26 protein-coding genes are annotated in these 21,321 nt (G+C 68.1%); 16 read left to right on the top strand and 10 right to left on the bottom strand.

Translation table 11 applies throughout. The features are described from left to right. Nucleotides 1-49 precede the first annotated feature (49 nt). From NK1_RS06180 to NK1_RS06170, 3 genes are all read right to left on the bottom strand, one after another. On the bottom strand, nucleotides 50-970 hold the full coding sequence (locus NK1_RS06180) for an NADP-dependent oxidoreductase (RefSeq protein ID WP_063007755.1): 921 nt from the start codon (nucleotides 968-970) through the stop codon (nucleotides 50-52). Nucleotides 971-1,011: 41 nt separating this feature from the next. Continuing rightward, nucleotides 1,012-1,650, bottom strand: coding sequence for an HD domain-containing protein (locus NK1_RS06175; protein WP_063007754.1), 639 nt, complete (start codon nucleotides 1,648-1,650; stop codon nucleotides 1,012-1,014). A gap of 84 nt (nucleotides 1,651-1,734) precedes the next feature. After that, nucleotides 1,735-2,457, bottom strand: coding sequence for a hypothetical protein (locus NK1_RS06170; RefSeq protein ID WP_157104103.1), 723 nt, complete (start codon nucleotides 2,455-2,457; stop codon nucleotides 1,735-1,737). A 500-nt stretch (nucleotides 2,458-2,957) separates the two neighbouring features. Here NK1_RS06170 and NK1_RS34910 point away from each other — a divergent pair, with 500 nt between their 5' ends. Next, entirely contained in the window at nucleotides 2,958-3,125 is a 168-nt protein-coding gene (locus NK1_RS34910) for a hypothetical protein (RefSeq protein ID WP_167354227.1), read from the top strand. 159 nt (nucleotides 3,126-3,284) lie between these two features. On the opposite strand, the gene NK1_RS06165 is transcribed toward NK1_RS34910, so the two are convergent. After that, nucleotides 3,285-3,719 (bottom strand): hypothetical protein, encoded by a 435-nt coding sequence (locus NK1_RS06165; protein ID WP_063007606.1) that lies wholly within the window; start codon nucleotides 3,717-3,719, stop codon nucleotides 3,285-3,287. Nucleotides 3,720-4,153: 434 nt separating this feature from the next. Here NK1_RS06165 and NK1_RS06160 point away from each other — a divergent pair, with 434 nt between their 5' ends. From NK1_RS06160 to NK1_RS06140, 5 genes are read left to right on the top strand one after another with little or no spacing between them, the layout of a single operon-like run. Next, entirely contained in the window at nucleotides 4,154-4,975 is an 822-nt protein-coding gene (locus NK1_RS06160; protein WP_063007605.1) for an FAD binding domain-containing protein, read from the top strand. Continuing rightward, nucleotides 4,972-7,686: a molybdopterin-dependent oxidoreductase gene (locus NK1_RS06155; RefSeq protein ID WP_063007604.1), complete on the top strand. Its 2,715-nt coding sequence runs from the start codon at nucleotides 4,972-4,974 to the stop codon at nucleotides 7,684-7,686. The genes NK1_RS06160 and NK1_RS06155 overlap by 4 nt, the downstream gene beginning before the upstream one ends. 14 nt (nucleotides 7,687-7,700) lie before the next feature. Further along, nucleotides 7,701-8,669 (top strand): antibiotic biosynthesis monooxygenase, encoded by a 969-nt coding sequence (locus NK1_RS06150; protein WP_063007603.1) that lies wholly within the window; start codon nucleotides 7,701-7,703, stop codon nucleotides 8,667-8,669. Nucleotides 8,670-8,704: 35 nt separating this feature from the next. Then, complete coding sequence (locus NK1_RS06145) at nucleotides 8,705-9,784, top strand: hypothetical protein (RefSeq protein ID WP_063007602.1); 1,080 nt, start codon at nucleotides 8,705-8,707, stop codon at nucleotides 9,782-9,784. Then, nucleotides 9,754-10,284, top strand: coding sequence for a nucleoside deaminase (locus NK1_RS06140; RefSeq protein WP_245660365.1), 531 nt, complete (start codon nucleotides 9,754-9,756; stop codon nucleotides 10,282-10,284). The genes NK1_RS06145 and NK1_RS06140 overlap by 31 nt, the downstream gene beginning before the upstream one ends. A 21-nt stretch (nucleotides 10,285-10,305) precedes the next feature. On the opposite strand, the gene NK1_RS06135 is transcribed toward NK1_RS06140, so the two are convergent. Further along, nucleotides 10,306-11,421: an XdhC family protein gene (locus NK1_RS06135; protein WP_063007600.1), complete on the bottom strand. Its 1,116-nt coding sequence runs from the start codon at nucleotides 11,419-11,421 to the stop codon at nucleotides 10,306-10,308. A 132-nt stretch (nucleotides 11,422-11,553) separates the two neighbouring features. Then, a complete protein-coding gene (gene tatA / locus NK1_RS06130) occupies nucleotides 11,554-11,805 on the bottom strand; it encodes a Sec-independent protein translocase subunit TatA (RefSeq protein WP_063007753.1) in 252 nt (83 codons plus the stop codon). Between the two features lie 299 nt (nucleotides 11,806-12,104). Here tatA and NK1_RS06125 point away from each other — a divergent pair, with 299 nt between their 5' ends. Both NK1_RS06125 and NK1_RS06120 read left to right on the top strand, forming a co-directional pair. After that, nucleotides 12,105-13,226, top strand: coding sequence for a PucR family transcriptional regulator (locus tag NK1_RS06125; protein ID WP_167354226.1), 1,122 nt, complete (start codon nucleotides 12,105-12,107; stop codon nucleotides 13,224-13,226). Between the two features lie 334 nt (nucleotides 13,227-13,560). After that, nucleotides 13,561-14,415 (top strand): Cof-type HAD-IIB family hydrolase, encoded by an 855-nt coding sequence (locus tag NK1_RS06120; RefSeq protein WP_063007752.1) that lies wholly within the window; start codon nucleotides 13,561-13,563, stop codon nucleotides 14,413-14,415. A 10-nt stretch (nucleotides 14,416-14,425) separates the two neighbouring features. Here the strand turns inward: NK1_RS06120 and NK1_RS06115 are convergent, their stop codons facing one another. After that, on the bottom strand, nucleotides 14,426-14,677 hold the full coding sequence (locus tag NK1_RS06115) for a hypothetical protein (RefSeq protein ID WP_157104102.1): 252 nt from the start codon (nucleotides 14,675-14,677) through the stop codon (nucleotides 14,426-14,428). Between NK1_RS06115 and NK1_RS06110 the strand changes: the two genes are divergently transcribed. From NK1_RS06110 to NK1_RS34900, 6 genes are all read left to right on the top strand, one after another. Beyond that, nucleotides 14,664-14,912, top strand: a complete 249-nt coding sequence (locus NK1_RS06110) for a hypothetical protein (protein WP_157104101.1) — start codon at nucleotides 14,664-14,666, stop codon at nucleotides 14,910-14,912. The genes NK1_RS06115 and NK1_RS06110 overlap by 14 nt on opposite strands. Before the next feature lie 57 nt (nucleotides 14,913-14,969). Continuing rightward, complete coding sequence (locus NK1_RS06105; protein WP_174552698.1) at nucleotides 14,970-15,350, top strand: hypothetical protein; 381 nt, start codon at nucleotides 14,970-14,972, stop codon at nucleotides 15,348-15,350. A gap of 121 nt (nucleotides 15,351-15,471) precedes the next feature. Beyond that, the gene (locus tag NK1_RS34905) at nucleotides 15,472-15,627 is read left to right on the top strand and encodes a hypothetical protein (RefSeq protein ID WP_086007330.1); all 156 of its coding nucleotides are present in this window, start codon (nucleotides 15,472-15,474) and stop codon (nucleotides 15,625-15,627) included. A gap of 162 nt (nucleotides 15,628-15,789) precedes the next feature. After that, on the top strand, nucleotides 15,790-16,416 hold the full coding sequence (locus tag NK1_RS06100; protein WP_063007596.1) for a nitroreductase family protein: 627 nt from the start codon (nucleotides 15,790-15,792) through the stop codon (nucleotides 16,414-16,416). Between the two features lie 217 nt (nucleotides 16,417-16,633). Then, nucleotides 16,634-16,774, top strand: coding sequence for a hypothetical protein (locus NK1_RS34230; RefSeq protein WP_157104100.1), 141 nt, complete (start codon nucleotides 16,634-16,636; stop codon nucleotides 16,772-16,774). Nucleotides 16,775-16,851: 77 nt separating this feature from the next. Continuing rightward, nucleotides 16,852-17,007: a hypothetical protein gene (locus tag NK1_RS34900; RefSeq protein ID WP_167354225.1), complete on the top strand. Its 156-nt coding sequence runs from the start codon at nucleotides 16,852-16,854 to the stop codon at nucleotides 17,005-17,007. 31 nt (nucleotides 17,008-17,038) lie between these two features. Here NK1_RS34900 and NK1_RS06095 read toward each other — a convergent pair whose 3' ends face one another. The 3 genes from NK1_RS06095 to NK1_RS06085 all read right to left on the bottom strand — a co-directional run bounded on the left by NK1_RS06095 (nucleotide 17,039) and on the right by NK1_RS06085 (nucleotide 19,451). Then, the gene (locus NK1_RS06095; protein ID WP_063007595.1) at nucleotides 17,039-17,905 is read right to left on the bottom strand and encodes an alpha/beta fold hydrolase; all 867 of its coding nucleotides are present in this window, start codon (nucleotides 17,903-17,905) and stop codon (nucleotides 17,039-17,041) included. Nucleotides 17,906-18,049: 144 nt separating this feature from the next. Then, the gene (locus NK1_RS06090; RefSeq protein WP_063905914.1) at nucleotides 18,050-18,730 is read right to left on the bottom strand and encodes a DedA family protein; all 681 of its coding nucleotides are present in this window, start codon (nucleotides 18,728-18,730) and stop codon (nucleotides 18,050-18,052) included. Nucleotides 18,731-18,806: 76 nt separating this feature from the next. Beyond that, nucleotides 18,807-19,451: an alpha/beta hydrolase gene (locus NK1_RS06085; RefSeq protein ID WP_063007594.1), complete on the bottom strand. Its 645-nt coding sequence runs from the start codon at nucleotides 19,449-19,451 to the stop codon at nucleotides 18,807-18,809. 37 nt (nucleotides 19,452-19,488) lie between these two features. Between NK1_RS06085 and NK1_RS06080 the strand changes: the two genes are divergently transcribed. Both NK1_RS06080 and NK1_RS06075 read left to right on the top strand, forming a co-directional pair. Continuing rightward, nucleotides 19,489-20,415 carry an alpha/beta fold hydrolase gene (locus NK1_RS06080; RefSeq protein WP_063007593.1) on the top strand — a complete coding sequence of 309 codons (927 nt, stop codon included), beginning with the start codon at nucleotides 19,489-19,491 and terminating at the stop codon, nucleotides 20,413-20,415. Nucleotides 20,416-20,500: 85 nt separating this feature from the next. After that, the gene (locus NK1_RS06075) at nucleotides 20,501-21,271 is read left to right on the top strand and encodes a maleylpyruvate isomerase N-terminal domain-containing protein (RefSeq protein ID WP_063007750.1); all 771 of its coding nucleotides are present in this window, start codon (nucleotides 20,501-20,503) and stop codon (nucleotides 21,269-21,271) included. Nucleotides 21,272-21,321: the final 50 nt, after the last annotated feature.

The following is a 21,321-nucleotide window of genomic DNA, read 5'->3' as shown; positions in this document are numbered from 1 at the left end:
ACTAATGACCGGCCAGTCAATACGTCAATGCGCACCCGGCACATCCGCGCTATTCGTCGGCGACTCGAATGATCGTCCTGCCGGGCGTGCGGTGTCGGCGGGCGAACGCGGCCGCGGTCTCGGCGAGCGGTCGAACGGAGCCGACGACCGGCTCGAGCCTCCCCCTCCTGACCCGCTCGGCGAGGTCGGCCAGGCGCGCACGGTCCGGTTCGACGACGAAGAAGACGGCCCGCCCGTCCCTGGGCTGCATGGTGGGCGGCATGGCGATGGTGACGAGAGTGCCACCGGGACGGACCAATTCGGTCGATCGCTCGAGGATTCGGCCGCCGATGACGTCGAAGACCACATCCACCGCACCGGCGTCCCGCAGGTCGTCGCCGTCCAGGTCCAGGAAGGCCTGGGCGCCGAGTCCGAGCACGATGTCACGGTCGCCGGATCGGCCGGTGCCGATCACATGCGCGCCCACCTCGCGCGCGAGTTGCACGGCGATCGAGCCGACACCGCCCGCGGCGCCGTGAATCAGGACCGTCCGGCCGCACGTCAGGTGCGCGTGGTCGAACAGACCCTGCCATGCGGTCAGGCCCGAAATGGGCAGCGCGGCGGCCACGGTGTAGTCGATGTCGGCCGCGAGCGGGGCGAGATTGCGAGCCTCCACGGCGGTGTATTCGGCCAGCGATCCGTCGCGCGCCCAGTCGGTCGGCCCGAACACCCGCTGGCCGACGGTGAGACCGGTGGTTCCGTAGCCGAGTTCGACCACGACCCCGGCCAGCTCGTGCCCGGGGATGGTGGGTGTGCGGTCGCGACCGGCGCGGTCGGACCAGGTCGCGGGCCACTCGAGTTCGCCGGGCGTGAAGCCGGCGGCGTGCACCCGCACCACGACATCGTTCTCCGCGGCGTGCGGGTAGGGCATGTCGGTCAACGTGAGCCCGGCGATACCGGAATCACGGTCGCGCACGGTGATCGCTCGCATACTGGAGTCCTTTCCGGGGCGTCGCCCGTCGCGGCGGCCGATCAGCTCGGCCACGGCGAGCCGAGGATGCTCTCGACCGTCGTCGTGCGCCGGAAGCCGGGGATGAAATGCTCGAGCACATCCGAATTCACTGTGCCGTCGGTGGTTTCCGGACGGTTCCGGAGTCCGTCGACGTAGGTTCGCAGGAACTCCTTCTTGAAATCCCCCCTCGGGTGGGCCGCGAGGATTTCGCTCAGCTGATCGTGGTCCAGTACGTCCATGCCGAAGCCGACCACATCGGTGAGGACGCCGAGGTGCGTGGCCGCGATCTCCGCCGCCATCCGAGCCGGAATGCCCGGCGTGGTGTGCAGCGCGACCGCAGTCCAGACCCTTTCGGCTGCGGTGGTCGAAAATCCGTGCGCCACAAGGAACTTCCGTGCGTGGTCGGCACTGTCGACCTCGAAACGCTGAACGGCGTCGGAAAAAGGGGTCAGCAGGCCGCTGTCGTGGAATATGGCCGCCAGGTACAACAGTTCCGGATCGGGCGTCAGGGCGAGCCGCTCGGCGTGGAGGAGGCCGAAGAGAAATACGCGCCTGGAGTGATGGTAGATGAGAGGGCTGGTCGTCTCCCGAATGAGCCGGGTCGCTTCGACGACCGCCGCAGTGTCGGGAATCCTCAACCCCGCGATGACCTCTGGCATCATGTGTCCCCTTCGACTCTGCATACCTCATCCCCCCGCGGTCGGGACGACCACGGGGGGTGCGACCGGAGCGATGAGAGTGCCTTACGCCGCGGGGACGAGCGCGTCGGCTGGGACGGGCGCGTCGGTCGGGGCGGGGTTCGACGGGAGGGGCGCGGTGAGCCCGACGACCGCGCCGACCGCCGCTCCGAGTGCCCCGCCGAGCGCGGCCGCGGGACCGGCGACGATCGCGGCGCCGACGGCAGCGCCGACCAGCGGACCGACCACCACGCCGGTCGGCAGGAACGGGAGACCGACGACGAATCCGGCGGCCGCACCGAGTGCCGCGGCCGGGATCGCGAGCGGCGCGGACACCGCCGCACCGATGCCGGCGCCGATGGCCGCGCCGACGCCCGCGTCGACCACCGTCGCGGCGCAGCGATCGGGATCGGCCGGAACCTGTTCGCAGAACGTCTCGATCGGATGCTGATCCTCGACGGGCAGCGCGTCCGCGACCGGGGCCGGTATGGCGGCCACTGGATGGACGGGTACTGCGGCCGCGGTGGCGGCGGCCGTCTCAGCGACAGACGGGGCGTCCGTCGTCACAACCGGGGCCGAACCGTCGTCGACGGATGCGTTCTGCGGGGCGACAGCCGAATTGTCCTGAATGACAGGCCCCTCGGCGGGCGGCAATGGCAGCGGGAAGGGAAGTAACCCCTGCACGTCGTGCGCCACCGTTTGCCAGTCCACTGCCAGCGGCGGCACAGCGGGCGCATGCGCAGCATCGGCCGGAGTGAGAACGAGATCGCCGGGAGACGCGGTGGCCACTCCCGTGCCTAAAAAGACTGCAAGCGGCAACATGCTCGCAATCAACAGTGGACGTGACATGCGCCGATGACCAGTCTCCGGCATTTCACACCTCCCGGGTGTATATCTTCGAGTTTGTCCCGACCCTCTCGCATGGTGGTGCACGTTGCAGCTGAGGTAGTTTAAGCTCCAACTGGGACCGGACAGTGAAGAAACGGCGAATCCATGTGCGTCGATCGAATGACGATTTCCGGTTTCGAAACCTCGAATACGAGCTGCGGGCGCAGCCACCGACGCGACTTGGCAAATTTGCGGCAGTCCACCGGTGGCGCGCGACACACGACACGTCCACACAGCCCAGGAAGGCACACGGCTATGCATGCCGTTGATTAGCTGTCCGAGCGACTCACGCCGCCCCGGCCACCGCCCGGCGTAGAAACACGGACGCGGAGCAAACGCGGAGTGAGGAGGCCTCCCCCGAATTTTCCTCCTGCCGCGGCGACCAAGCGTAGAAAGAGACCATGAGAAGGCAGGCAGCCGTCGTTGTCTACGTGCTCGCGCTGGTGGCCGTCGTGGTGAGCGTGGACGTCCTGTTCTTCCGGCACTATTTCCGGGAACGGCTGCTGGTGAATGTCGGCATCGTGCTGGTGTTCGCCGCGTTCTATCTCAGGTTCGTGCAGCGTTCGTAACGCGGCGGGCGATGTCGGAGACGAACACACTCGCCTCCTGTTCGAAGCGTCCGTAACGGAGTTGCGAGTCACCGGAAGCACACGAAGGCCTGGGATACGCTGGCACGCAGCGTATCCCAGGCCGGTTCCTTCGTTCGCGACCGCCGACGCGAGTCGGCGTCAGGGTTGGGGTTGCGCGGTGCCCGACACTCCGGCGCCGCGCCGGGTGAAGGGATTACGCAGGCGCGGTTTCGGCGTGGCGGCCGGTTGCGCGGGTGCGGTCCTCGCGACGACCGGCTGGACCGGCGGCGTCTTCGCGAGATCCTTACGGGTGGCGGTCATTTCGCGGCGCGAATGCCGCAGTTCACGCCGGATCTCCGCATGTCGGCGCGCCGAGGAGAACGCCCCGGTGAGGGCGATGCCCAAGCCGAGCATGCCGACCGCACCGAGAGCGGCGCCGGCGGCGAACAGTTCGTTCTGAGTGGGAGTGAAATGGGCTCCGAAGACGGTGAATTCGGTCGCCAGCACGTGCGTGTCGCCAGAATTGGCCAACGCTGCGGCGATTCCGACCACCACGGCGGCGAACAGAATGATCAACCCGATGAATACAATCATGGCTACTACCGATTCTCAACATCGATGGACTGTTGTAGTTCGGAGATAACCGGCTTTCGGATCGTCAAACAACCGCCTCGGCAAGACACTTCGAACACGCGGCTCCGCGCGGCCGCCGGAACCGGCCGAGCCCAACCACTTTCGGATGAGCCGAGCCTGCGATGGAGGTCCTCGGCCCAGCCGCGCGACACCGCCGCTGCCACCGTCTCGCCACCGGCGACTGGATGGGGCGCGATGGACGTTCCCCGGGCTCACGGGCGGAATTGCGGCGCGAGTTTCGGCGACCCGTCGCGACAGACCACTGATCGAATATGCGAGAAAATCTAGAGCAATTCATCGGCAAATACGAAAAGTTGCGAAACACCTCCGGCTTAGGCGTAAAACTCTAGAGTCGATATGTCCAGCAGAGCCGGTCGCGGGTCTTGGAGGCTCGTATGGATCTGAACACCGTCGAGGACGTCATTCGCCGGCCCTCGGCCCGGCCGGGTTCCGACTGGCACGCCGGAGACGCGTGGCTGGCCGGGGGGACGTGGTTGTTCTCCGAACCGCAGCCCACACTGCGCCGGCTCGTCGATCTCACCGCGCTCGGCTGGCCCACCCTGGTGCCGACCGACGAGGGTCTGGAAATCGGCGCGACGTGCACCATCAGGGAGTTGCACGAGTTCACTCCGCCGGAGGACTGGTCCGCCGGCAGTCTGCTGCGTACCAGCTGCGATGCGTTCCTGGCGTCGTTCAAGGTGTGGAACGCCGCCACCGTGGGCGGCAACATCTGCATGTCGCTGCCGGCCGGTCCGATGATCACCATGAGCGTGGCACTCGAGGCGACCTATCGCCTGTGGGCGACGGACGGGACGGAGCGAACGGTCGCGGCCGCGAATTTCGTGGGCGGCGATCACCTGAATGCGCTGGGGCCGGGCGAAATACTGCGCAGCATTCATATCCCTGCCGCCGCGTTACGGAAATCGTACGCACACCGGCGATTCACGCTGACCAAGCTCGGCCGGTCCACGATATTCATGGTCGGCACTCGAACACCGGGCACCGACGACCTGACCCTCAGCATCACAGCGGCAACCGCATATCCCATTGTGCTGCGTTTCGATTCCGCTCCCGACGCCGACACCGTGCGGGACCGTACCGATGCGATCCCGGCGGACGTATGGTTCGCCGACCCCAACGGCACACCGGAGCACCGCAGACACCTCGCCCGGCACTACGCCGAGGAACTCCGGGCCGAACTCGGAGGCGCGAGATGAGCTTCGTCGTGAACGGCAAGACATTCTCCCAGCAGCCGCGGCCCGGGCAGTGCCTGCGGACCTTCCTGCGGCATCTGGGCTGGTTCGGGGTGAAGAAGGGCTGCGACGCCGGCGATTGCGGCGCCTGCACCGTCTGGCTGGACGGGCGTCCCGTGCACAGTTGCCTCACACCGGCATTCCGCGCGCACGGGCACGAGGTGACGACCATCGAGGGGCTCGGCACGCCCGAGAATCCGCATCCGATGCAGCGGCAGTTCCGCGACGCCCCCGGATTCCAGTGCGGCTTCTGCACCGCCGGCATGATCATGACCGCGGCGGCCCTGACCGACGAACAGAAGCAGGACCTGCCGCACGCGCTGAAAGGAAACCTCTGCCGCTGCACCGGTTATCGGGCCGTCGAGGACGCGATCAACGGCGTCTGCGCGATCGAGGTGGCGGAACCGGGCGCGGTGATCGGCACCAGCGTCGCCGCACCTGCCGCCACCGGCGTGGTGACCGGCCGCGCCGAGTTCACGATGGATACCGCACCGGAGGGCATGCTCCATCTGAAAGTGCTGCACTCCCCCCACGCGCACGCGCGCATCGTCTCCGTCGACAAGTCCGCGGCGCTCGCCGTGCCGGGCGTACAACGCGTCTACACCTGGGAGGACGTGCCGCGCAAGCTGTTCACCACCGCCGTCCACACCGATCATCTGGTCGACCCCGACGACACCTACATCCTGGACGACGTCGTGCGTTTCGTCGGCCAGCGGGTCGTCGCGGTCCTCGCCGATTCGATCGCCGCGGCGGAAGAGGGCTGCCGCCGGGTCGTCGTCGAGTACGAGGTGCTGCCCGCGGTGTTCGATCCGGAGCAGGCGATGGGCTTCGGCGCGCCGCAACTGCACGGCACCGACGATCCGTTCGTCCAGGATCCGGCGCACAACATCCTCGTCGAACTGCACGGTGAAATCGGCGATACCGCAGCGGGTTTCGCCGCGGCCGACGTCGTTCACGAAGGCACGTACTTCTCACCGCGGGTACAGCATGTGCATCTGGAGACGCACGGATCGATCGCCTGGATGGAAGCGGGCCGGCTGCACGTGCGGACCAGTTCGCAATCGCCGTGGGTCGCCAAGGGCAAACTGGCCCACCTGTTCGACCTGCGTCCCGACCAGATCCGGGTCTTCTGCGAACGCGTCGGCGGTGGTTTCGGCGGCAAACAGGAGGTGCTCAGCGAAGACCTGGTGGCACTGGCAACGTTGGACACCGGCCGCCCGACCTGCCTGGAATACACCCGTGAGGAGGAGTTCACCTGCGCCCCGACCCGGCATCCGATGAAGATCACCGTGAAACTGGGAGCGCGTGCCGACGGCACCCTGACCGCGATCCACTTCCGCAACGTCTCCAATACCGGCGCGTACGGCAACCACGGCGGCGAGACGCTGTTCGCCGGAGGCTCGGCCGTCGCCGCCTACCGCTGCCCCAACAAGAAGTTCGACGGCTACGTGGTCTACACCAACACCCTGCCCAGTGGCGGCTTGCGCGGCTACGGCATGACCCAGCCGGTCTTCGCGATGGAATCGGCGATGCACGAACTGGCCGTCGCGCTCGGTATGGATCCACTGGAATTGCGGCGCCGCAACATCGTTCGCCCGGGTGACGCGCTGCTGTCGATACACGACGAGGCCGACGACGTCTCCTTCACCGAGGACGGACTGGGTGCGTGTATCGACCGCGTCGACGCCGCGCTGCGCGCGCACCCGGACGGGCAGGCGCTGGGCGCGGACTGGTCGATCGGCGTCGGCACCGCCTCCTCGATACACGAAACCGCACCGCCGACCGAACACATCTCGGTCGGACTGGCTACCCTCGGTGACGACGGAATCTACGAAATCGCCGTGGGTACAGTCGAATTCGGTGAGGGCACCTCGACCGCGCACGTCCAGATCGCGGCGGCCGAGCTGGGAACCACGCCGGCGCGGATCCGGCTCGTCCAATCCGATACCGACAGAACCGGTTTCGACACCGGCGCCTTCGCCAGCGCGGGACTTTTCGTGGCAGGCAACGCCGTCGCGCGATCGGCGGCGGCGTTGCGCGATCGGATCCTGCGCTTCGCCGCCGCCCACACCGGTGTCGCCCTGGATTCGTGTGCCATGGACGACGACGCCGTGCGCTGCGGTGACACCCGCGTCCCGCTGGCCGACCTCGCGGTGGCCGCCCGGAGCCGGGGCGCGCGACTGACCGAATCGCGCAAGGCGTACGGCTCGCCGCGCAGCCTGTCCTGCAACGCACACGGATTCCGGATCGCGGTGCACCGCGTGACCGGCGAGATCCGGATCCTCTACAGCGTGCAGGCGATCGACGCCGGGGTGGTGATCAATCCGGAGCAGGTCCGCGGGCAGATCGAAGGCGGCGTGGTGCAGGGCGTCGGTTTCGTCCTGACCGAACACCATCTGATGACCGACGGCGTCGTCACCAATCCGACGCTGCGCAACTACCGCATCCCCACCTACGCCGACGCTCCGCGCACCGAGGTGATCCTGGTCGGTTCGACCGATTCGGCGGGACCGGTGCGGGCCAAGGGCATCGCCGAATCCTGCGTCAATCCCGTGGCGCCCGCATTGGCCAACGCGGTGCAGGACGCGACCGGCATCCGCTACCGCGAGCTACCGCTGACGCCCGACCGGATCTTCCAGGCGCTGCGGACATCCCGGCTGACCTCGACCGGCTGAGCCTGGAGATCACGATGCCCCGCGAGACGCCGGCCGGTCACGCCGCCACCGTCATCATCGGTGAGAAGGTTCGTCCCGGCTGCGAGGAGGCGTTCCTGGCCTGGCAGCACGGGCTCAACAGCATGGCGGCGCAGTATCCGGGATTCATCGCCGCGGAGATCGATCCGCCCGCCCACCCGCAGGCGCACTGGTCGCTGATCTACCGGTTCGACTCGATTCCGAATCTGCGCGCCTGGATCAACAGCGCCACCCGCCAGGACAGCCTCGCCGAGGGGCGGCGCTATCTCGACGGCCCGCCCACGCAGCAGATCCTCACCGGCGCGGCCGCGCCGCCCGATACCCTCGTCACCGCGGTGGTGACCCATCGAGTGGTTCCCGAGCAGGTCGACGAGTTCCTGGCGTGGCAGGAACGACTTCGCCACGCGGAGAACAGGTTTCCCGGATTCCGCGGTTCGGAGATCTTCCGGCCGATCGAGGGCGTGCAGGACGAGTGGACGATGCTCTACCGCTACGACAGCGCCGCCGATCTGGACCGCTGGCTGACCTCCAGCGAGCGGCAGCGACTGCTCGACGAGGGAAAACGGTTCAGCGACTTTCGATTACGCACGATCGACAACTCGTTCGGCAGCTGGTTCGCCTTCGACGAGGACGGTCCCGCACACACACCGTCGCAGACGAAGACGTCGATCGCGGTGTGGGTCGGGTTGTATCCGACGGTCGTGCTGCTCTCGCTGGCGTTGGCGCCGGCGGGAATGCCGCTGTGGCTGGGCATGCTGATCGGAAATCTGTTGTCCAGCTTCGTCATGACGTTCGTGACGATGCCGCGCTATGTGAATCCGTTGCTCGAACGCTGGCTGCAGCCGGCCCCCGGGTCACCGCGCAAGGCGATCGAGATCCGCGGCGCCGTGCTCATCACCGCCGTGATGGCGTTCTGGACGGTGCTGTTCTGGCTGGTGACCTCCGTGTTCTGGCATCTGCCCTGACACCGGCCCACAACCGAGAAGGAGAAGTGACGACAATGACCGAATCCAACGGCAGCGCGGTCCCGGCCTTCATGCGCCCGGTGGTCGCCGACGAGCCGCCCGCCAGCGCCCGCACCGTCGCCGAACAGTCGGTGCTGGCGCTCAACGCCGCGATGTTGCAGCTGTACGACACATCGCTGGAGAAATTCAAACAGAACATGCTCGACCAGGTGCCCATCATCCTGGCGCTGTTCACCGGCGCGGGCGGGCAGATGATTCTGTACCGGCCGGGCCGGGAACCGGAGGTCGCCCCGCCGGTGCCGATCATCTATCAGCTGGCGAAGTCGGTGGGCCACAGCACCATGGCGATCTACGAGATCGTCGCACCGTACATCTCCAACGCGTATGCGAATCAGCTGTGGCGTCCTCCGCTGGAGATGTACCGGGCACAGCACCGCACCGCCTTCGACAGCCTCGGCGCGCTGGAGATCTCGGACGAGGACCGCGCGGTGCTGCACGAGATCCTGCAGCGCAATCTCACCTTCATGGACGAATGCCTCGACCGCGGCGGTTACACCTACGACGACGTCGAGAAATTCATTCGCGACACCGAACCGTATTCGGCCCGGTCGATCGGCATCGGCTCGGGCGCTCAGGTCGGCCACTGGATGTCGGTCCTCGACGAATGGAAGACGAGCCTCGGCGAGGACTGGGAGCGCACCTATGCGGTGAGCAACTCGCTGTACGTCGCGCGGCAGAACAACATCCTCTACAGCGTCCTCGTCCAATTCATGGGCACCGAGACGATGGGCGACCGGTTGCTGCTGGTAGAGACGACCGAATTCGAGACCACACCAGAGAAGTTGCTCGACGTGCTCGGCCGCATCGTCGCCGACCGCTCGCTGGGCATGGTGTTCTTCCGCGACTACTACCTGATGGACGTCGAACTGCTCGGTGGCGGCGGGCGCGCGGCCATCGAACGCGAAATGGCCGCGCGCGGAAGGGAACCGGTACTGCCACCCCTGGCGCCGTTCCGTTCCGACGATTGGCCGTGGAAGACCGACCCCGCCAAGGGAACCGGCCCGGCACGGCTCGAGGATGTCGGATGTCCGATCCGCCGAGAGCCGGTCGGCTGATGCCGGAGGCGACGAGTTCCGCGGAATTCGCACAGCGTGCCGTCGACATCGCTCGCGACAGTGTCGCCGCGGGTGGACTGCCGTTCGGGACCGTCATCGTCAAGGACGGCGCGATTCTCGCCGAGGGCAGCAATTGTGTTGCCCGTACTCATGATCCGACCGATCACGCGGAGATTCACGCCATTCGCGAGGCGTGCCGGACATTGGGGACAGAGTATCTGACCGGCTGCACGGTCTACGCCATCGCCCACCCGTGCCCGATGTGCCTGGCGGCGCTGTACCACTGCGCGCCCGACGAGGTCGTCTTCCTGGCCACGCGGGAGGAATGCGCGCCGTACATGGCGGGCGGGAAGGACAAGTACTTCGAACCGGCCACCTTCTATGCCGAGTTCGCCAAACCCTGGAACGAGCGGCGGCTGCCGATGCGTTATGTGCCGCGTGCCGATGCCGTGGAGGTGTACAAGCTGTTCGGGGCGCGACACGGCGTTGTTTCGTTGTGACACAACGGTATTCGTTCCGTATCACGGCGTGTGGTCGTGATGGATCCGTCCTCCGAGTTCGGTCAGCGGGTGACCGGCGCCGCCGTGGGTGCGCATGATGATCTCGGCGACGATCGACACCGCCGTTTCCTGTGGGGTGCGAGCGCCCAGGTCGAGACCGAGCGGACTGGCGAGCCGCCACAATTCGGTGTCGGTGAGTCCGGCCGCGCGCAGCCGGCGCAGCCGATCGTCGTGGGTGCGACGGGATCCCATCGCGCCGACGTAGCCGAGCGCCGGGAGGCGCAATGCCACCCGCAGCAAGGGGACGTCGAATTTCGGGTCGTGGGTCAGGACGCAGACCACGGTCCGTCCGTCGACGGTGTTCCGCTGCGCCTGTGCGGTGAGGTAGCGATCCGGCCAGTCCACGACGACCTCGTCGGCGGCCGGGAAACGGTCCGCGGTCGCGAACCTCGGGCGGGCGTCGCAGATCGTCACCCGGTACCCGAGCAGCGCGCCCTGCTGTGCCAGCGCGGCGGCGAAGTCGATGGCGCCGAAGATCAGCAGCCGCGGGCGGGAGGCGACGGTGTTGACGAAGACGTCCGTGCCGGCCTCCAGCGACGCACAGCCGATCAGCTCGGCATGGTCGGCCGCGAGCAGTTCGCGGGCCCGCTCGGCCACGGCGGCGTCGGCTCGGGCGGATCCGAGCGAGCCGTGGACCGCATCGGGGGTCACGATCAGTTGCCGGCCCGGCCGGCCGCAGCCCCCGTCCGCGACGACGGTGGCGAGCGCGACCGGGCGGTCCGCGGCGACAGCGGCGATCACCACCGGCAGCTGCGGGAACGTCTTCCGGGATATCGGCTCGGCGAAGATGTCGATCTCACCGCCACAGGTGAGCGCGGTACCGAACAGTTCATCGGTATCGACCCCGTAGCTCTGCAGCCGGGGCCGCCCGGTCCGCGCCACCTCGGCGGCCAGTTCGTAGACGGCCGCGTCCACACAGCCACCGGAGACCGATCCGGCCACGGTCCCATCGGGAGCCACGACCATCGCCGCACCCACCGGTCGCGGCGCCGATCCGCGGGTGCGGACCACCGTGGCGACACCGGCGGTGCCACCGGATCGCCAGACGGAGGTCAATGCCGCGAGGATGTCGCGCACTGCCGTACGCGCCCTTCGATCGTGGCCGCAGCGCTCGACTGCTGTAACCGCATCCTTGAATGATGCCCGCCCCCGCGCCCTCGTGCGGCCACAACGCGTCGGCGAGCCGCGGCGAACGGCGGCCGACAGTGGTCAGCTCGTGTGACGATCCTCGACGGCAGGGCTTGCCGGATTCGCCGGTTGCGCGGGCGGCAGCGGAGCCGTGGGGGCCGATGCGGGACGCGGCGAGCCGGAATCCTCGGAGTGCATCTCGCTCATTTCGCTTTTGAAGATGCGCAGCGAGCGGCCGAGACCGCGGGCGGTGTCGGGCAGGCGTTTGGCACCGAACAACACCACGACAACCAGTGCGATGATGAGCCAGTGGGTCGGACTCAACGAACCCATCGGAACCTCCGTTCGTGCGCCGGAGCCGCTCGGACGGTGATCCGCGGCCCGGCGGATTCCACCGGCCAGACCACTCGTCCCGGCACCGACATTGGACGAGTTCATGGTAACTTACCACGCCCATGAACACAGCGAATTGCGCTTTTACCTGGTTTGATGAAGCCTTTCGAAGCTACCGCAAGATGTGAATGTGCAGTAACATACTCGCCGTTGTCGACGTGGTGGTCACCGGGCCGGCAGCGATAGAGTCGAACAGCCGGTCGCATGTGATGTGCACCGGAACGCAAGTGGAGGTTGCCATGGGTGTCGAGATCGCCGCGGCCCCTTCGTCCGTCGAGCAGCTGCCCGTCGAGGTGGACGAGATCACCGGCCGGTGCCACGACGTTCTGGACGAATTGTCCTTCGGCGGAAGCTGTTCGGGCGCGGCCGCGCGACTGACCGCCGCCGCGGACCGCTGGGTCCGGTGCGGGTTGAGCCTCGAGACCGTTCAGCACACGGTGTTCGAGGCATTCCGGCTGCACCTGGGGTTGCTGCGGACTTCCGGCGACGACGTCGACACGATCGTGACGTCGGTCGATCGCGTGCTGGACGCCCTGGAGATCGTGACAACCGGTATCGCGGACGCCTATTCGGCGGCGGTGCCCGACGCGGCCGAGGACTACCGGCCGAGCAGCGGCGCGGTGACCTCCGCGTTGCTCGGCGGCCGATCCGCCGCCGCGGCGGCCAGGGAATGCGGAGTGGAACTCGCCGACCGCTACCACGTGCTGGCGATGTCGTTCCCGGCCGAGTCCGGCGCCGACAGCCCCGGTTCCGACGTTTCGGTCCGGGCGCGACGAACCATGCGCCGGGCGCGCGCCGTCCTGGAGCGGATGAACAACGGCGCGGTGCTGTTCCAGTTGTCGCCGAGCGGCGGCACCGTGCTGGTCCCCTATCCGGTCGTCGGTTCCGACCGCTGTCTCGATCACGTCGTGCACACGCTGGCCGCGGCCACGCGGACACCGATCACCGCCACCGTGGTCCACGCCGCGCGGGCCGCTGTCCCCGCGGCGGCCACCCAAGCGCACGAGTTGCTCGACACCGTGCACGCACTGCGATGCCGGCCCGGCCTCTACCGCATGCGCGACCTCGCCCTCGAATATCAGCTCACGCGGCCCGGACCGGCGCTGGAAATCCTCGGGACCCTCCTCGACCCGCTCGACGACCATCCGGAACTGACCGAGACGCTGGTGCGCCACTGCGGTAACGAGCTGAATCGGCAACGCACCGCACATGAGATGCGGGTGCACACCAATACGGTCGACTACCGGCTCAAACGCATCGGCCGGCTGATCGGAGTGGACCCGACCTCCCCGTCCGGGTTGCTCCAGGTCCGGGCCGCGCTGGTCGCCCGCGCCTATCGCGCACATACGCCGGCCCGCTGACGCACCCGGCGACAGCCCGGCCGAGATGGAGCGCGGCGCTGCGGCTCGGTGCGCGCCGCGCTCCACCGTATCTTCGGGCCGCGCAGCGTACCGGATGGTGAAAACGGCTGACTTTCCGGCAGATTAGGGTCTCGCGCACCTCCCTAGGGGACGTATCCGACCGGCGGCAGGGTCGCCGACCCACCGGGGCTTCACACCGCCGCGCCGGCACCGTACATACTGACCACGTCACAGCAGAGGCGACGACGACCGTGGCCGCGGCGTCGTCGACGGCGAAAGTGGATAGGTGCGCAGCGGATCGGCGAGCGAGGAACTTCCGGAAGACGATGGCCCCGTGGGCGGTTCGACGGACCCGGCGCCACCGTCGTGGTCCTCGATCCCGCCCGGCGACCACGGCGTGCGCTTGGTCGTCTGCGATATGGACGGCACCCTGCTCACCAAGGCGGGGACCGTGCCCGACACGTTCTGGCCGCTGCTCGAGGTGATGCGTTCGCGCGGAGTGATCTTCGTGCCGGCCAGCGGGCGGCAGTACGCGACGCTCGCCGCACTGTTCGAGCGGGCTGCGGACGAGGTGTCCTACATCGCCGAGAACGGTTGTCTGGTAGTGCATTCCGGCGTCACGGTGTCCGCGACCTGCCTCGATGTCGATATCGTGCGACAGGTCGTGCAGGCGGTGCGGGAAGCACGCGGCGCCACCGAACTCGGCTTGGTGGTGTGCGGCCTGGACAGTGCCTATGTCGAGCGGACGGATCCGGCGTTCGTCGCCGAGGCGGCGAAGTACTACGCCCGTCTCGAGCATGTCGACGATCTCACCGCGGTGACCGACAAGGTGCTGAAACTGGCTATCTACGACTTCACCGACGCCGAGCGGACAGCCGAGCGAGTCTTCGGATCCATCGCCGCACGCGAGCAGGTCGTGGTGTCCGGTAAACACTGGATCGACATCATGAGCCGCGAGGCGGACAAGGGGCGCGCGGTGCGGTCGCTGCAGGAGGCACTCGGCATCCCACCGGACCGGACCGCGGTGTTCGGCGACTACCTCAACGACATCGAGATGCTCGATGCCGCGCGGTGGTCGTTCGCGATGGCCAACGCTCACCCCGATGTTCGCGCGCGCGCCCGCTACCTCGCACCCGCCGACGACGAGGACGGCGTGGTGACGGTACTGTCGCGGTTGTTCGGTTCCTGAGCGCCGATCGTCATACCGTGCGCTCCGGCGCTCCGGCCATCCGCAGCACCGCGGCGGCCACCCGATCCGGACATTCGGCCGGCACGATGTGCTCGCAGTCGGCGTCTTCGAACCGGCCGTTCACCCGATCGGCGAATCGGCGCTGGTATTCGCGAATGGTGTCGTGATGCGGTCCTATCGGCTGCGCGCCGACCGACCCTTGATCGATGACAAGGCGGCCGCGGCCATGAGCCTCGACGACCACCGCCGTGGATTTCGCCACCGCCATGGCCGTCCTGATCGCCGAATTCGACGCCTATCTCGACGAGCCCGGCGCGGATCCGGTCGCGGACTCGGTGGGCTATCGCCAAGGCACGCTGTGGCTTTCACCCGACGAACTGAACACGATGCTCGACGGTTTCCGCCGCGTCCTCGCCTCGGTCACCGGGAACGGTCCCGGCCCGAACCGCCGCCCCTACCTGATCAGTCCGGTCATGTTTCCCGGTGCGCGAACGTGAGCCGGTCGCACCGCATTCGCCGTGCGTGCGGGATACGAACGTGCGAGGCTGAGCGACATGTCCGAACGTGCGGATGTCTCACCGAATCTCACCGAACAGGGCCGCGGCCCGGCCATCGCGCGAGTCGCCACGGAACTGATCGCCTGGGTCGCGGCGCCGTGGGCGCTGGCGTCGTGGTCCGTGGCGGCGGCGGTGATCGCGGTGGTCGTCCTGATCGGCGTGCCGTCGATCTTCGCGACCCGCGGTGACAAGAAGCAGGTGCTCGTCGCCGTCCCGGGCTGGGCCACCATCGCGATGATGCTGGTGCTGATCGCCGCGGCGGTGCTGGGCGCCTGGTTCGCCTGGCCGGCCTGGGTTGCCGTCCTCGTCACCGTGCCGGCGGTCGCGACGGTCGGCACCGAACTGCCGCGCTGGCGGTGGCTGGCCCGAGCGCCCTGAGGCCATTCTCTCCCGATACGGTCTGTTTACGCCCGTCGAGGCCGGGTATCTGCGATTTGTTATCGAAGTACGGCCGAACGCGGCAGCGCCTGGATAACAAAAGGCAAAGGGAGAGTTTCACATGATTATTCTGGGAGTCATCCTCCTCGTTCTCGGGTTCGTTTTCAGCATCCCGATCCTCTGGACCCTGGGCATCATCGCCGTCGTCATCGGCGCGATTCTCGCCCTGCTCGGAGCGTTCGGACGTCCGGTCGCCGGCCGCGCGCATTATTTCTAGCGGCAGCGAATTCCATTCTCCGGAGCGCGTACTTCCCCCGTGCGGTGGAAGTGCGCGCTTCGCTGTTCGTCTGTGCGGACCACATCGCCTCGGCACGTCCGGGAACAAAACCCGGGTCGGGCATCCTTGGACGGAAGACGCCGATCCAGAAGGAGACCCGTAGTGACCGAACTGCTTCCGCTCACCCCGGACGAATTGCTGACCACCACCCGTGCGGTGCGCCGCCGTCTGGATCTGACCCGGCCGGTGCCGCTGGACGTGATTCGGGAAGCACTGGAGGTGGCGCTGCAGGCACCGTCGGGAGGCAATCGCCAGCATTGGCAGTGGATCGTGCTCACCGATCCGGCGATCAAGGCGCAGGTCGCCGAGTATTACCGGCGCTCACATCTGGCGTACCGGGAAGCCGGAGGCGAACCGGCCGACGAGAGCGCCGCCCGCATCGCCACGAGTTCGGATTATCTGCGTGAGGTGATGGCCGAGGTCCCGGTACTGGTGATCGGGGCGATCAGCACCGGCGGCAACGCCGCGCTGCCGGAGAATCAGGCCGGACTGTGGGGGTCGCTGCTCCCGGCGGCGTGGAGCCTGGCGCTGGCATTGCGCGCACGCGGCCTCGGAACCACCTGGACGACACTGCATTTGCAGTACGAGCGCGAGGTCGCGGAAATTCTCGGTCTTCCCGACGATGTCCGCCAGGGTGTGCTACTCCCGGTCGCCTACACCAAGGGCACCGACTTCCGGCCCGGCCCACGCGTGGATCTGGATTCGGTCCTGCACATCAACGGCTGGTGACGGGCGGGACTCGAATTGCCGAGCGGGACAGCCGGATCGGGGCCTCCCGCGATCAAAACAGGAAAATTCACGACTCTCGCCGGACGACGTTCGAAACCACCGGGTTCCCGGACGCTGTGACACAACCCATACACCGAAGGTGCGGAAAATGTTGTGGCGCATCGGGTTCGGGGTAGGCCGATCGGTAGTACCGACCGATCGCGGAAGGAGAGAGCTCGTGAACGTTTCGATCACCGCTTCCCACCGTCGCCGCCGGGCCACGCCGAACGAACCCGAGGACGCCCGCTCGGCCCTCCTCGTCCTGATGGTCTGGGCCGCATTGATCGTCGCGGCCGGAGTGCTGCTGATCTCGCTCTAGCCGACGGGAACGGGCGTCGGCGTTTGCCGCCCGGCTGTCGAGGTAGTCCGCTACGAACCTCGAGAAAGGACGGATTCATGTCCCATCCGAATCATCCGCACGACGACGACACCGACGAACCGCGAGGCGGGCGGCCCGGACCGGTGGACGAGGGCGACAACGGCGGGATGGCGACCCGGGAGGTCGCCGACGACGTCGGCACCGAGGAGAACGCCCAGGAACCACCCGACTGATCCGCCGCCGCGATTCGCGACGGCATCTCGATCAGGGACGGCCGGCGACGCCGGCCAGCGCAGCTCGCAGATGGTCGAGGAGCAGTGCCGCGACCCGGTCGGAGTCCTGTTCGGGCAGCCAATGCGAGCCGCCGTCGAGGGCCTCGTAACGATACGGGCCGGTGACGTAACGGCCGCACGCCTGCGCGGCGGACCGTGTGACGTAACGGTCCGCGGTGCCCCAGCAGAACAGCGTCGGAACGTCCACGGAGCCGACCGGTCGGCGGAGCGCGAACGGCAGTCCCCGATACCAGTTGACGGGGCCGCGCATATCCCCTCGATGCGCCGCACGGGCCGCGTACCGGTTCGCGGACTCCGCATCGAGCCCGGCGCGGATCAGGGCCTGCCGCATCGGCCGGCCACCCTGTGCGGAGAGCACGAGTTCCGGTAACGACGGCAGCTGACAGGCGGCCATGTACCACGACCGCAGGGCCTGGCTGCTCGTGACCATGGCGCGCGCGAAGGCCATGGGATGCGGCACCGACAGGGCGGTCAGCGACATCAGTCGGTCGGGCCGCTCGGCAGCGACGGACCAGGCCAGCGCGGCACCCCAATCGTGGCCGACCAGATGAAAGCGCTCGGCGCCGGCCGCGTCGGCCAGGGCATACACGTCACCGGTCATGCGCGCGGTGGCGTACGCCGACCGCTCGGCCGGGCGCGCGCCCGGTGAGTAGCCCCGCAGATCCGGTGCCAGTACGCGATAGCCCGCCGCGGCGAGGGTCGGCGTGATCGCATCCCAGCAGTGACGATCCTCCGGAAAGCCGTGCAGCAGCACCACGGTTTCCGGCGTTGCGCTGCCCGAGGGCGCTGGCGTGTCGGTGACGTCGAAGACGAATCCGGCGTGCGTGAACGTGTCCATGTCCGTGCCTTCCCCTGATCGTGCGCGAACAAGTCACCGCCGCGAGCGCGGCGCCGATCGACGCGGTGCCGACAGTAACGGGCCGCAGGGGCCGCGCTCATCCACCCGCGGACGGATTCCGTGACCGCCCCGGGGACGAGGTCGTCAGGATCCTCGCCTGCCTTGCGCGATCCATGCGTCGTCCTCGCCCCGGCTGTCGTCGTCATGCTCGGCGCCGGATCGGTCCTCGTCGGTTCCGGGGAAGAAGTGCCTCACGATGCGGTCGACGAGGAAGCCGAGGACGATAGCGCAGGCGATGCCGATCACGGCGGCCAACAGTGGCTGATCACGCAGCCAGCGTCCGAAGGCACTGGCGATCGCCACCGAATACGCCGCCCAGCTGATGCCTCCGATCACCGTCAGCGGTACGAATTTCCGGCGCGGATAACGGGTCGCCCCGGCGGTCATGTTGACCGCGATGCGACCGACCGGGATGTAGCGGCCGGTGATGATCAGCAGGGCCGCGCGTTTGTCGAGCATTCCGCGCGCCCAGTCGAATGCCCGCCGGATCTTCGGCTTGCGCATCCACGCGAATCGATCGGTGCCGATCGCGCGACCGATCGTGTAGGCCAGGTTGTCGCCGATGATCGCGCCGATCGCGGCGGCGATGATCAGCAACCAGACGGAGGGTTTCCCGGTCGAACTGCCGATCGCAGCGAGTGCGGCGATCACCGATTCACTGGGGACCGGCGGGAAGAAGGCGTCGATGATGCAGACGCCCAGCAGCGCGAAATACACCCACGGCGACCCGGCCGCGCCGGTGACGAGATCCTGCAGTTGGTTCATCCCATCGACACCCTTCCTGGTCTCCTGGCGAGTGCCCAGGATCGCGCCGCCGAACCCGATCCGGCCGAGGTCGCGCTCAGGTGGCGAGGGACCCGCTCATCGCGACGCCGTGGGCGTGGACGAACTCGACGATCTCGCCGGTCACTCGACGGTGGACGGGTTCGTGCAGCAGATCGTGCCCGGCATCGGGGATTTCGACGGTCCGGCAGTGGCGGACCTCGCTCGTCCACGCGCGGATGGGGGCCAGCGGCGCGCGCCGGTCGTCGACACCGTGCAGTACCAGGGTAGGCACCGGCGGTAGCGAGAAGCCTTGTGCGGGAGCCTGTTCCGGAGTGCCGAGTAGAACGACTCCGGAAATGTGCGCGACCGCCGCGGCATCGGAGACCATCGCCACCACCGCGGTGCCCGCGCCGAGGGAATGGCCGATCAGAACCAGCGGCAGGTGCGGGTGCGCGGCGTGGGCGAGGCCGGTCAAGGTCAGCGCGTCGGCGGCGAGATCGCCGATCGGGGCGACCGTGCCGAATTCGCCTTCGCTGAGGCCGTGTCCGATATGGTCGATACCGAATACCGTTATGCCGCAACGGTTCAGCTCGCGCGAGAAGCGATGGTAGTCCGCGCTCTGCTGGCCGAGACCGTGCAGCAGCACCGCGACCGCACGAGACGACTCCGCGTTCCACACCCGATAGTGGATCGCCCCGCTGACACCCTGAAAGAACCGCATCCCAGCATCCTGACATCTTTAGGTTAGGCTAACCAATGTGATTGGGAGCACGCAGGGGATTCGGGTCGCACCGCACAGCCAGGGCACGGCGAGCACGGCGCCCACCCGCGACGGACGCCGGCTGTACTACATGCACCGGCCGGGGCGGGACGACAATCGTTCGGCCCTGGTCGTTTTCGAGAGCGGACTCGCCTGCACCCGCTCCTACTGGGCGGCGGTGCAGCGGGAATTCGACGACTACACGGCGACCGTGGTCTACGACCGCAGCGGTCTGGGCCGCAGCGCCGCCGACAGCGCACCGCGCGGCCTCCGACGCCTGGCCGACGACCTCGTCGATCTGCTCGATCACCTCACCGAACGCTTCACCGCACCGCGGTTCGTGCTGGTCGGCCACAGCTGGGGCGGTCCGATCGTGCGGGTCGCCGCCGCGGACCGGCCCGACCGGATCGCGGGCACGGTCCTGGTCGACCCGACCGACGAATTCTGCGAGGACCTGTTCACCGCGGCGTCGCGGCGGGCGGCGCGAACCGGGCAGCGGCTCAGCGCCGCACTCGCACGGATCGGCGCACTGCGGCTGGCCTACCGTGACATCCTCGCCGCGCTGCCCGCCGATGCCCGCGCCGACTTCCGCGCCGAAGGCTTCACAGCGGCGGCGATGCGTACCCGTGCCGACGAACTCGCTTGCCACACAGCCGATCTCGAACAATTGCGTGCCGCCGGCCCCGACCTCCGGGATATCGCCGTCACGATCGTGTCCGCCGACTCCCCCTCGGTCGGCATCTCGGCCCGCTCGCGTGCCGCGATCAATGCCGCACATCGGCGGCGGGCGGCACGGCCGCACGGCAGGCATGTCGTCGCCGAGCGCTGCGGCCATATGGTGCCGACCCAGCGTCCGGGGTTGGTCGCGGCCGAAATAGTCCGGATCATCGACGAATACGGACCGCATCGGCGAATCACCGGGTGACTTCCGGCGGTGAGGGGGTATGCGTCCATCAGGACGGATCCGCCACGGCGTCCGGGCGCCGCGGGCCCGGTCGGAGGAGATGCCGATGGTTTCACACAGTGCCGCCGAAGCGTTGCCGGAATGGGAGGCCTTCGCCCGCGCCGTGCAGGCGCGCCGGCCCGACGCGGGCACCTGGTGCGAGGGCTGGACCGTCCGCGATGTCCTGATCCACAACACCGGTAACGCGGCCGAACTCGCACGGGTGCTCGCCGCCCATGCGGCGGGCAGTCCGGTGCCGACCCGCGGTTTCGAGGAGCGCGAGGCGCCCTACCGCGCGATGTCCGACGCCGAGTTGTGGGCGGCGTTCGTGGACCGGTGCGAACAACTCGTCGAGACCGCCGAGGTGATCGACACGCTGTCTCCACTGGAGGCGATCGGCTGGACCGGGAGAACCGTCGCCCCGGACTTCTTCCTCGAGCACATGCGCCAGGAGATGGTGCTGCACCGCTGGGATATGACCGGCGACGACGCCACGGCAATCGATATGCTCATGCAGCCGTGGATAACTCGCCACAGCGTGCGCGATGTGGGTCTGCCCCTGCTCGCGCGCGGCAGCAGGAATATCGATTTCGGTCCCGAGGGCCGCATCGAGGGCAGACTGCGAGCGCCGGGCACCGACGACGTCCTGGTCGTCGCCGAGCCGGACGGCAACTCCATCGACTTGGTACCGCCGGAGGGGCAGGCGACGGTGGAGAGCGATCCGGCCGTGCGCGCGCTGTTCCTGTGGGGTCGACGCCCGGCCGACCCGACGCGCTGGCACAGTACCGCGGGCCCCGAGGAACTGGGCCGGCTCCGCGCGCTGCTCGGCGGGTATTGAGCCCACCACCACCGGCCGGGATTGCGGGCCGTGCGGGCGGGTAGTCCGCG

The sequence above is a fragment of the Nocardia kruczakiae NBRC 101016 genome, from assembly GCF_001612965.1.
Taxonomy (GTDB): Bacteria; Actinomycetota; Actinomycetes; order Mycobacteriales; family Mycobacteriaceae; genus Nocardia; species Nocardia kruczakiae.
This window is presented reverse-complemented; position numbering and strand designations above follow the sequence as displayed.